Below are 11400 nucleotides of genomic sequence, written 5' to 3'. Positions count from 1 at the left end.
GGCCGTCCGGTCGCGAAGGGCGTACCGCGGTGGCGGGGTGGCCGCGGTCGAGTCATGCGGTCGTCCCGGCAGCGCGGCTACGCCGGGTAACAGGATGATCAATGGGTGCGCCATTTTGTCCGCCACTGAGTTCCGTGCGCCGTTGATGAAGAATCTTTGATCTATCCGTAACGGTCCACGCATGGCATGGTCACGGAGGAAGCGGCAGCGTCGACTCGTGGGGGAGACGGGCACGCCGGCAGCCGCGGTGTCGTGGGGGAGCAGAACCAGGGCAGAGGCTGTCTGTCATGCCCATGAGGAGTGCTGTCGAACGATCGAGAGATTGCCAGGCAGACATGACATTCCTCAGAGACGTCGGCAGACGCCGGCGCCGTATTCGCTCCACCCTCGTCAGAGCCACCGGCGCGACGGCACTCGTCACGGCCACGGCCCTCCTGGCCGGCGTGATCCAAGCCGCCCCGGCCATGGCCGACGCGACGCCCGAGGAGGATGCCGGGCTCACCCGCAACAGCATCGGTGAGGAACCCCGGCGCGACCGCTGTCTCGCCGGTGTGGCCCTGCACGTCGGCGGCCCGCAGATGAAGGCCAAGGCCATCGAGGCCCTGACCGGCACGGATGCGCAACTCCGCGAAGCCATCGGCGACGTCGGCTGGATCGGCTTCGGGCCCCTGGGCACGGCCGGAACCGCCGACGAAGAGGCCGGCAACGCCTACCGCGAAGCCGGCGACCTGCGCACCGAGGAACTCGACGAGGCCAACAAGCCCTACCGCGAGTCCGCTTGGGCCAGCGAGGACATGGAGTGGCACGCGCCGGCCTTCGGTGCCGACGTCAACTACTTCACTGCGATCAACCAGGTACAGCTCGCCTCCCCGCTCGGCTGGGACGGCCACAGCGAGGCCAGCGACGAGGCGATCGCGCGGGCCCGCGCGATCACCGATGAGAACGAGGGCAAGGACGACTGGCACGACCTCGCGGCCGACTTGATGCTGCGGGACGTCGGGTACAAGTACTCGGGCGGAACCACCTCCAGCGACATCGCCTCCTACCTGCGGCGTGGCGGATACGCGTCCGAGGCACCGGCCAAGGACTCCGCCGAGTACAACGTCGAGGTCGAGGACATGAAGCAGGCGTGGGCAGCCTGCGACCACCAGAACCCGATCGACCCGCGGCGCGTGCTCAACGCACCGGTCATGACCGCGATGGTCGAGTGGGAGCTGGAGTACGCCGGCCAGGCGGCCCAGCGCGCCACGATCATCCAGGCGGAGGCGGACGCCGCCGCCGCGACCCAGGCCGCGACCGACGACATGATCGAGGCCATCAGGCAGGCCTGGATCGTGGAGCAGATCCTGACCTGGCGCAAGTACTGGCAGGACGAGCTCGCCAACGATCCCGAGACGATCTTCGAGAAGCCCGACCAGGCGTTCTACGACAAGGCCACCGCCGATCTGAACGCCGCCCGCACCAAGGTGACCGACCTGGTCGTCTCGGCCAAGGCGCAGGCGGCCAAGGCCGCCACGGCGGCGCAGACGGCCGCGACCGCGCAGCAGGTCGCCTGGGCCGTCGCGGACACCAGCCACGTGCCGCGTGGCCGTGGCCTGATGTACGCCCAGCAGTCGGTCCAGGTGGCCCGCGCCTCGGCTGCCGCCGCCACGGCCGCCGCGAAGTCGACCGAGACCGCGCTCGCTGCGGCCAACGCGACGATCGCCGACGCGGACGCCCTGCTCGCCAAGGCACAGACCGACTCGCACGCCATCAGCACCGAGTTCCGCCGCGTCGCCGCGGAAGAAGCCGCGGCCCAGGCGAAGGCCGCAGCCGACAGCGCCGAGGCCAACGCCGACGCCGCCGCCGACAGCGCACAGGCGGCGAAGGACGCCCGCACGACGGCGGAACAGAAGCGCGACAAGGCCGAGGCCGCCGCCGCCACCGCCGCCACCGAGCGCGCCAAGGCGCAGACGGAGAAGGCCAACGCCGTCGCCTCCCGCGCCAAGGCGGCCACCGAGCGGGCCACCGCACAGGAGGCCGAGCAGCGGGCGGCGAGCCAGCAGACCGCGGCCGGCGGCGCCGACGCCGCCGCCGCGACCGCGACCGCGGACGCCACCGCGAAGCGCAAACTCGCCACGGAGAAGGCGAAGGCCGCGCAGACCGCACGGGAGAAGGCCGTCGCCGCGACCCGGGCGAAGCAGGCCGTCGCGGCCCGCGCCGCCGCCCTCGAAGCCGCGGCCACCGCGGCCGAGGGCACCGCGGCCTCCGCCGAGACCCGGTCCGCCGCCACCGCCGCCCGTACGGCGGCGAACCAGGCAGCCCAGGCCGCGACCCTCGCACAGACCGCCGCCGACGAGGCCACCACGGCCGCAGTCGGCGCGCGGACCGCCGCGACCAAGGCGGAGGGCGCCGCCCAGCGTGCCGAGGCCGACGCGGACAAGGCGTGGTCCGCCTACCGCACGTCCCTCAGCGCGGCATCCGCGGCCTACGCGGCGGCTGCCGTCGCCCTCGACGAGTCGCAGGACGCCGCGCTCCGCGCGGACAACGCCGCGACGGCGTCCGAGAATGCCACGGAACTGGCCGAGAAGGCCGAGAACGAGGCCGTGGCCGCCGGCACCAGCGCGGCCGAGGCCGTCAAGTCGGCCGCGACCGTGGTCGGCCGCGCCTACGCTGCCGGGCAGTCCGCGCTCGCCGCGCGCGACAGCGCCACGGAGGCGATCGCCGCCTCCAACGAGGCCATCGCGGGGGGTACCCCGTATCAGGTGAAGGACAGTTCGGCCGCGTTCGCCGTACTCGTCGGCCAGTCGGCGAAGACGATCGCCGAGCAGCAGGCGGCAGCCGCCGAGGCCAAAGCCACCGAGGCGGCGGCGGCGTCCGAGTCCGCGCAGCAGGCTGCCGCACAGGCGACGGGTGACGCCAAGCTCGCAGCCGAGGCAGCCGCACGTGCCGCGAGCGATTCGGCGCGCGCCGTCGAGGCGGTGACTCGCGCCCAGGCGTCCGCTGCCGCGGCGGCCGGTGCGCAGAAGGGCGCCGAGAGCGCGTCCAGTGCCGCGGCCGGGTATTCCGAGCAGGCCGGTGCCGACGCGGCCAGCGCCCGTCTCATCGCGACCGACACGAGCAACACCGCCGCCGAAGCGGACCGCGAGGCGACCGACGCCGAGCGGCACGCCGCGGAGGCGAACGAGAAGGCCGACCGGGCCCAGGACGCCGCGGAGGGGGCCCAGGGCAAGGCCACCCAGGCGGAGAAGGACGCCGAGGCCGCGGAGGACAAGGCGGCCGACGCGGCGGGCGACAGCACCGCCGCCGAGGAGGCGGCGAAGAAGGCCGAACAGGAGCAGCGGGAGAAGAACGAAGCCGCGCACCAGGAAGCACTCGCCGAAGGCGTCACGCCCATCAAGGGCGGAGCCTCCAACTGGCCGGTCCTGGGCGAGCGCGAGGAGGCGATCCTCCTCGACGCGTGCGGCCAGACCTGTGTCGACGACTATCGCAAGGGCCTCACGGCCGTTTCGGTGGACCTCGTCGCCTGGGCCACGGCCAACGGCGGCCAGATCCTCTTCGAACAGCTCGACGCGGCCGAGGTGAAGGAATGCCTGGCCGGTTACGACGTCGAGGAATGCCTCTGGGACCTCGTGGACATCGCGTCCTCCGCCGCGATCGTGGGCCGGATGCCCGCGCTCGCCCAGGCGGTGGAGCAGGTCTCCGACGGCGTACGGCAGATTTTCGTCGACGCCGACAACGCACTGCGCCGGCTCACCGAGCTGACCGCCACCATCAGTGACGTCCGCTCCACCCCGCGCCTCAACCAGTGTCTCGCCGGAGTCGCCCTGCACGCGGGCGGCGCCAAGATGAAAGCCAAGGCCATCGAGGGCCTGACCGGCACCGACGAACAGCTCGACGCCGTCATCGGCGATGTCGGCTGGATCGGTTTCATGCCGCTGGGGCAGGCCAGGGACCAGGACGAGCAAGCCGGCTACGCCTTCAGGGACGCCATGGCCGCGCGCGAGGCCGTCCTGGAGGACGCCAACCGGCCGTACGCGATGAGCTCGTTCGACGACGGGATCACCCTGCACGCGCCGGAGTTCGGCGCGGACATCCTCGGATTCACTCTGGCCACCCAGGCCGAGCTGTCCAACCGCCTCGGCTGGGACGACCACACCAACCCCGGCGCCGAGGCACTGGCGAAGGCCCGGGAGATCACCGAGCAGAACCGCGGCGAGGACGACTGGTTCGACTTCGAGGCCGACGTCATGCTGCGGGACTCCAGCGTGAGCAACACCCGGTTCTCCGGTGGTACGACCTCCGCCGACATCGCTTCCTACCTGCGGCACGGCGGCTTCCTCGACGAGAAGGTCACCGAGGGCACCGCCGAGTTCCGCATCGAAGTCGAGACCCTCAAGCAGGACTGGGCTTCCTGCGATCACCAGGACCCGGTGGACCCGCGCAACTCCCTGAGTGAAGTCGTCTCGCAGGCTTCGGCGGAGTGGCAGGCGGAGTACGCCGGCCAGGCCGCCCCGCGCGCGGTCATCATCCAGGCGGAGGCCGACGCCGCCGCCGCCACCCGGGCGGCCGCGGACAACATGGTCGAGGCCATCGGCCAGGCGTGGTTCGCCGACCAGATCCTGCGCTGGCAGCGGTACTGGCACGACGAGCTGGAGAACGACCCGGACACCATCCTGAAGCCGAAGCAGGCCCTCTTCGACAAGGCGAAGACGGACCTCGCGAAGGCCCGGGGCAAGGTCCAGGCGCTCGTCACCGCCTCCCAGCAGCAGGCCACCGCCGCCAACGCCGCGGCGCAGCGCGCGGTGACCGCCCAGCAGCAGGCATGGACGATCGCGGACGCCGCCGGGCTGCCGCGTGGCCGTGGTCTGCTCTACGCCCAGCAGTCGGTCCAGGTCGCACGCGCCTCGGGCGCGGCGGCATCGGCCGCGGCGAAGGCGACGGAGACGGCCCTGAACGCGGCGAACGCCACGGTCTCGACGTCACAGACACTGCTCTCCCTGGCCCAGACCGAATCGCACGCGGTGAAGACCGAGTTCCACCGCATCGCCGCACAGGAGGCCGCCGCCCAGGCGAAGGCCGCGGCGGACAGTGCCGACCAGCAGGCGGACGAGGCCGAGGCCAACGCGGCGAAGGCCAAGGCCGCACAGGCCACCGCGGAGAAGGAGGAGGCGGAGGCCCGTAAGGCGGCCGGTACCGCACAGGCCGAGCGCGCGGAAGCCGAGATGGAGCGCGCCAACGCCGCCGCCTACCGCGCGACCGCCGAAAGGGAACGCGACACGGCCGCGGCGGCGGAGGCCGTCGCACAGAACCAGAGGATCGTCGCAGGGGACGCCCTGTCCGCCGCCGAGGCGGCCGGATCGACCGCGTCAGCCCGCCGAACGTCCGCGGAACAGGCCGAGTCCGACGCGGTCGCCGCCCGCGACCGCGCGCTGAAGGCCGAGAAGAGCCGTGACGCGCTCGCAGCGCGTGCCGCGGCGCTGGAGGCCGCCGCAGCGGCGGCCGAAGGCACCGACAACGCGGTCGCGGCGCGGCAGGCCGCAACCGAGGCACGTGCCGCGGCCGACCAGGCGACCTCGGCGGCCACCGCGGCACGCGCGGCGGCCAACGAGGCCACCGCGGCGGCCACCGCCAGCCGGACAGCGGCCACCCAGGCACAGGGATCCGCATCGCGGGCCCGCGCCTCGGCGGACAATGCCTGGGCGGCCTACCTGACCGCTGCCGGAGCGGCGGCCAACGCGCACGCTGCGGCGGCCGAAGCGATCGACGCGTCCGAGGCCGCGGCCAAGAACGCCAAGAAGGCCGAGGCAGACTCCAAGGTGGCGTCCGCCGCGGCGGCGACCGCGAAGAAGGAGTCGGTGGCCGCCAAGAGCGAAGCGGTCCAGACCGCCAAGTGGGCGGCCGACACAGCCGGTCACGCCTACGCCACGGCCGTGTCCGCGGCTGCGGCCCGGGACACCGCGACCGAGGCCGCGGCACCCGCGAACGCGGCCATCGCGATCGGTACCCCGTACCAGGAGACCGACGCGTCCGCCGCGTTCGCCGTGCTCACCGGGCAGAGTGCGCTGACCCTGTCCGAACAGCAGGCCACAGCGTCCGAAGCCAGGGCGGCCGAGGCCGCGGACATGGCGGCCGAGGCGCAGAAGCTGGCCGACACGGCAGCGGCCGACTCCAAGCTGGCCGCGCAGGCAGCGTCGGCGGCGGCCAAGGACGCCCAGCGGGCCTCGCTCGCCGCCAAGCGAGCCCTCGCCGCATCGGCCGAGGCGGCGAAGGCGGGGAAGGCGGCCCAGAAGGCCGCGGACAACGCCTCGGGCTACGCCCAGCAGGCCGGTGACGACGCCGTCTACGCCGGCATCGCGGCCAACGACGCCGAGACCGACGCGGCGGCGGCCGACAACGCGGCCACCGAGGCCGAGCACGACGCGGCCGGCGCGCGCGATGCGGCGACCGCCGCGGAGGGCGACGCGGCGACGGCTCGGGACACGGCCACGAAGGCCGAGACCGACGCCACGGCCGCCGAGACGGCTGCCGAGCACGCGCAGAGCGCCTCCGAGGAGGCTCAGGCCGCAGCGACCAGGACGGAGGAGGCGGACCGCGACAAGAACGAGGTCACGCAGGCGTCGACCTCCGGGGCGGCCGGCGCCGAGGACGTGGTCAGCGTGCCGTACAACGTCACCTCCACCGCGTCGTCGGACGGCTTCTGCACCGGCACCAACGGCTGTGACTACAAGATCGACTACCACGTCACCGGCACGATGCTGTTCTTCGTCATATCGTGCGACTTCCCGGACACCGCACTCGCCGAGTGCATCGGCGACCTGTCGATGGACTACATCGACCAGTCTCCGATCGACATCCACGAGACGCGGACCGTCCACATCTCCGGTTACGACCTGACCACGAACGCGCTCAAGGGCTTCGCCCAGGGCATGGTCAAGGACTTCACCGAATGCTGGGACAACTTCTCGTTCTCCACCAGCTGCGCATGGGCGGCGGCCATCGTGCTGCCGACGGTGATCGGCGTGGCGGCCAAGGTGGTCCGCGCCATCCGCGGTGCGGCGATGGCCGGTTCGGGCATGGTCGAAGCGGTCAGCTCGGCACGGGAAGCGGGTCTCGCGGCCGAGGCGGCCGCAGGAGTGGAGCGCACCGCCAAGACGGCGGCCTCGGTCAAGAACGAGCTCGACGCAGTGAAGGTCGTGGCTGAATCGCACGGCTACACCACGGTGCCACAGCTCGGCAAGGGCGTGCTGTGGGCCAACAAGCTCGAAAACCTCCGCCTGATGACTCCGTCGCACATCGCGAAGCTCAAGGAAGCGGGGTGGACCAAGGACCAGATCGAGACGGTGTACAAGTACTACGACAAGGTGCGCACCGTCACCCCGCAGAACCCGAGCGCCGGTCCGCGGGCCGACCTCATGAAGTACATCCTGGAAGGCTGGTAGGAGTTGCGTATTCGGATCACGGCGTTCGACGGTCCTCTCACGGTCCAGTTCGAGCCCTCGGGAATGGAGTACGAACTCTCCGAGGGCGAATACCTGGACGCGGAGTTCCCTCCGGTTCCCGAGGGGGAGATCGGCGGCCATGTCCACCATTCTCCGGGCATGGTGACCATCTCCGAACCGGCTACCTCGCCGGAAACCACTCGGGCATGGAACATGCGCGGCGAGGAAGTCACGACCTGACCTTCCGACCCCTCCCCTGAGGGCGGTCCCGCAAAAGAATTCCCGGTACGGATGTCCGTACCGGGAATTCTTTTTCAGTCGGCCGTCCGCGTCCGGAGTCAGCCCAGCTTCTTCAACTGCGCCTTGATCACCGGCTCGGGGATCGCGCTTTTCTTCGGCGTCAGCATGTTGACCCCGTAGAACGCGGCGATCACGCCGTCCTTGCGGACCACGGTGAAGGTCATGGGGACGGACTGCTCGGCGACGACACTGGTGATGCGGTAGCTGACCGCGTCGTCCCCGAGGCCGGGGTCCTTGAGCTGCTCCACGTTCCTGTAGACCAGGCCGAGCGTCTTGAAGCCGCCGGGGCATTTCTTCAGAGACGTACGGAGGTCGGACATGACCCGCTCGGCGTTCTTCTCCGAGTGGGAAGCGAGCCACATCGAGCCGATGGTGGCGTCCGTCGCCTCGGCGGGTTCGAGGGACCGGTGTTCGACGCTCACGGCCTCGATGTGCGTGTATCCCCCCGCCAGGCTGGCGATCGGCTGGCACTCGGCCTTGTCGGCCTTCATGTTCCGACCGGCCTCGGTATCCGCCTTGGCGACCTGCTTGAAATTGAACCCCTCGTTCTTTCCGGAGAGAGTGGCCTCTTTCAGCGTCTGGGGATCCGCAGCGCCGATCCGCTTGGCCTCGGCCACCGCATCGGATTCCGAAGCCGATTTCGAAGCCGAGGAGTTCGTCGCGTGGGGTTCGGCCTTCTTCGCGTCGGATCCGTCCCCGTCGCTACTGCACGCGGATATCACCAGGAGAGCCGGCAGTGCGGCGATGACCGGCAGGACCCTTCGCCATCTCATACGTGTTCCTGACATTCTTGCGGAGTGGAGTATCGAATGGGGATCCTACCGACGGAATAGCCCCTCCCCTGTCACGTTTTGACTACACCGCAGGAGGCCGGGCACAGGCCGGTCGCCGGTTCCGGGCCGTGCCGCACCAGGTGAACGCGGCTGGGACGGCCGGGGGTTGGCCTTCGGCGTCATTGGCCCCGGCGGACGACCGGGGCGACCGATGTCCGGCCATCCGCTTGTCCGCGTGCCCGAGCCGGTCGGCAGCCCACCTGGCGGGCGAGCGGGCCGTCCGCACCACGCGCCGGGCAGGTGTGCGGACGATCCAGGCCGGCCGGCGAGGTGCCCCGGCGGCCCCGGTCGAGCGGGCTCAGCGCGCCGTCTCGTGGCGTGACGCCTCGACGACCGCGTCGAGGAGGCCGGGGAAGGCGCGGTCCAAGTCCGCGCGGCGCAGGGTGTTCAGCTTCGTCGTGCCCTCGTAGTGCTGCCGGATGAGCCCCGCGCGCCGCAACACCTTGAAGTGGTGGCTGCTGGTGGACCTCGTGACGTCGATGTCGAAGGTCCCGCACGCCATGTTCCGCTCGGAGTCGGCGAGTTGGCGGACAATACTGCGCCGTACCGGGTCGACCAGCGCGTCCAGCACGTCCTGGAGAGTCATGTCCTCGGCGGCGACATGATCGGTGATGCGTGCGTCCGTCCGCGTGGTCACGTTGCCCAGCCTCCCTGCGTTCTCCCTGCGTTCGAACGCGGCGTCCCATCCTACGCGCCGGACCCAAAGGTTGACGGTCATGAAGTTTGACAGTCGTCGACATACTCTCTTCAATGACCGGTGGATTCCCCAGCCGACCGACTCAGCCGGAGGAGAGCACGATGCCCAGGACACCCCACAGCGCGTTACCGCTCACCGAGGTCGCAGCACCCCCGCGCGGGGCGTCACCGGGCCTGCGACTGACCGCCCTGGCCACGGGCTTCATCATGGCCGCGCTGGACGTGACCGTCGTCAACGTCGCCGGTGCGGCGATCCAGGAGGACCTGCACGCCTCGCTGTCCGAGCTCACCTGGATCGTGGACGGCTACGTCCTGGTCTTCGGCTCGTTCCTGCTGCTGGGCGGCGGCCTCGCGAACCGTCTCGGCGCGAAGAACGTCTACCTCTGGGGCATGGCCGTCTTCTTCGTCGCCTCACTCGGCTGCGCCCTCGCGCCGAACGCCGCCGTACTGGTCGGCGCACGCCTCGTCCAGGGCGTGGGCGCGGCCCTCTTCATGCCGAGTTCGCTCTCCCTGCTGGTGCTGTCGTTCCCCGAGAAGCGCGAGCGCACCCGCATGCTGGGTCTGTGGTCGGCGATCGTCGCCACCTCGGCCGGCCTCGGCCCGAGCGCCGGCGGCTTGCTGGTGAGCGCGTTCGGATGGCAGAGCATCTTCTTTCTCAACCTGCCCATCGGTATCGTCGGCATCCTGTTGACCAGGCGTTGCATCGCCGAGGCCGATGTCCACCGCGTCAGGCTCGCGGTGCCCGGTCACCTTCTGTGGATCGCGGCGCTCGCCGCCCTGAGCTTCGCGCTCATCGAAGGGCCCCGGCTCGGCTGGGACGCCGGAGCGCCGCTGGCCGCGTACGCCGTGCTCGTGGTCGCGGGCGGCGCGCTGGTGGCACGCGAGCGACGCGCCGAGAACCTCGTCATGCCGTGGGGACTGTTTCGCAGGCCGAGTTTCACCGGCGCGAACCTGGTGGGCTTCCTCTTCAACTTCGCGCTCTACGGCAGCATGTTCATGCTCGCGCTCTACCTCCAGCACGCCCGAGGGGCCGGTCCGCTCCAGGCCGGTCTGGAACTCCTGCCCATGACCGTCTGGTTCCCCCTGGCCAACCTCGTCTACGCCCGTATCTCCGCGCGCTTCTCCAACGGGACGCTGCTGACGGTCTTCCTGCTGGTCGCCGGAATCGCGTCGCTGACCATGACCACCGTCGACTCGTCCACGCCGTACTGGGTGGTGGCCGTGGCCGTCGGCGTCGCCAACATCGGCGCGGGCGTGATCTCCCCGGGGATGACCGCGGCCCTCGTGGACTCCGCCGGCCCCGAGAACGCCAACGTCGCCGGCTCCGTACTCAACGCCAACCGGCAGATCGGGACCCTGGTCGGCATCGCCGCCATGAGCGTGGTGCTCGGCACGGTCGCGGACTGGGGCACCGGGCCCGCCGTGTGCTTCCTGCTGGTCGGCCTCGCCTACCTCGCTGCCGCGGTCAGCGCCTGGAGGCTGATCATCCGGGCCGAACGCCTGGAAGCCGTGACTGCGCACGCCTGACCCGAGGCGCGTGGCCGGACACGGCCTACCGGGCTCTCGGCGACGCCGTACCGGGCGACCCGGGTGTCCGGCCATACCCGTCCGCGGACTCGGCGGACACCTGTCCACCCGCCGCATCGGCCCGCGCCCGGGCCTTCGCCTCCCGCTTCGCACCGAAGTCAAGCCTGCCCGACTCCGCCCCCCTGCGCCCTCTCGCCCCCTCCCCTTACGATCTCCTCCCATGCCGAACACCTCCGCACTCCTCGTCATCGACATGCAGAACGCCGCGATGGCTATTGCACCGGGCCTCCGAGACCGTTGCCACCATCGCCGGACTTCGCCAACGCGCCCTCGAAGCAGGCTCCTTGATCGTCACCGTGCTCGACGAGGGCGGTGAGCCGGAGGCGGCCCCGAGGGCCTTCGGGCCGTCCCCGAACTCACCCCCGGCGCCGAGGAGGCCGTCCTCCTCAAGACCGCCCCGGACAGCTTCCTCTCCACCGGTCTCGACGCCCTGCTGAAGGCGCACGGAGTCACCGAGGTGGTCGTCACCTCCGGCTCGTACTACCAGCCGACCAAGGAGTCCTGGACGACCGGTGACCGCCTTGTCACCTGCACGTACACCAAGGACTCGGGCAAGATCACCG

The 11400-nt window shown here is 71.1% G+C and carries 5 protein-coding genes and 1 pseudogene; 4 read left to right on the top strand and 2 right to left on the bottom strand.

The genetic code is table 11. From position 1 onward, the window contains the following. Positions 1 to 335: 335 nt before the first annotated feature. Together ACWD3D_RS25340 and ACWD3D_RS25335 are read left to right on the top strand one after the other, a co-directional pair. Complete coding sequence (locus ACWD3D_RS25340) at positions 336 to 7421, top strand: polymorphic toxin type 27 domain-containing protein (protein WP_451463094.1); 7086 nt, start codon at positions 336 to 338, stop codon at positions 7419 to 7421. Positions 7422 to 7484: 63 nt separating this feature from the next. Next, the gene (locus ACWD3D_RS25335) at positions 7485 to 7661 is read left to right on the top strand and encodes a hypothetical protein (RefSeq protein ID WP_451463093.1); all 177 of its coding nucleotides are present in this window, start codon (positions 7485 to 7487) and stop codon (positions 7659 to 7661) included. 98 nt (positions 7662 to 7759) lie between these two features. Here ACWD3D_RS25335 and ACWD3D_RS25330 read toward each other — a convergent pair whose 3' ends face one another. Both ACWD3D_RS25330 and ACWD3D_RS25325 read right to left on the bottom strand, forming a co-directional pair. After that, the gene (locus ACWD3D_RS25330) at positions 7760 to 8494 is read right to left on the bottom strand and encodes a hypothetical protein (protein ID WP_451463092.1); all 735 of its coding nucleotides are present in this window, start codon (positions 8492 to 8494) and stop codon (positions 7760 to 7762) included. A gap of 358 nt (positions 8495 to 8852) precedes the next feature. Beyond that, a complete protein-coding gene (locus tag ACWD3D_RS25325) occupies positions 8853 to 9272 on the bottom strand; it encodes an ArsR/SmtB family transcription factor (protein WP_451463091.1) in 420 nt (139 codons plus the stop codon). Positions 9273 to 9352: 80 nt separating this feature from the next. On the opposite strand from ACWD3D_RS25325, the gene ACWD3D_RS25320 reads away from it, so the two are divergent. Together ACWD3D_RS25320 and ACWD3D_RS25315 are read left to right on the top strand one after the other, a co-directional pair. Beyond that, a complete protein-coding gene (locus ACWD3D_RS25320; protein WP_451463090.1) occupies positions 9353 to 10777 on the top strand; it encodes an MFS transporter in 1425 nt (474 codons plus the stop codon). 394 nt (positions 10778 to 11171) lie between these two features. After that, positions 11172 to 11400 (top strand): annotated as a pseudogene (locus tag ACWD3D_RS25315) (cysteine hydrolase family protein); the annotation flags it as partial.

The organism is Streptomyces sp. NPDC002690, assembly GCF_053592415.1.
The sequence above is the reverse complement of the archived record's forward strand: the minus strand, read 5'-3'. Positions and strand labels throughout refer to the sequence as shown.

What these genes read in the sequence shown, in the direction of transcription:
- ACWD3D_RS25340 (WP_451463094.1), top strand. Translation starts at nt 336, where the DNA reads ATGACATTCCTCAGAGACGTCGGCAGACGCCGGCGCCGTATTCGCTCC.
- ACWD3D_RS25335 (WP_451463093.1), top strand. Translation starts at nt 7,485, where the DNA reads ATGGAGTACGAACTCTCCGAGGGCGAATACCTGGACGCGGAGTTCCCT.
- ACWD3D_RS25330 (WP_451463092.1), bottom strand. Translation starts at nt 8,494, where the DNA reads ATGAGATGGCGAAGGGTCCTGCCGGTCATCGCCGCACTGCCGGCTCTC.
- ACWD3D_RS25325 (WP_451463091.1), bottom strand. Translation starts at nt 9,272, where the DNA reads ATGACCGTCAACCTTTGGGTCCGGCGCGTAGGATGGGACGCCGCGTTC.
- ACWD3D_RS25320 (WP_451463090.1), top strand. Translation starts at nt 9,353, where the DNA reads ATGCCCAGGACACCCCACAGCGCGTTACCGCTCACCGAGGTCGCAGCA.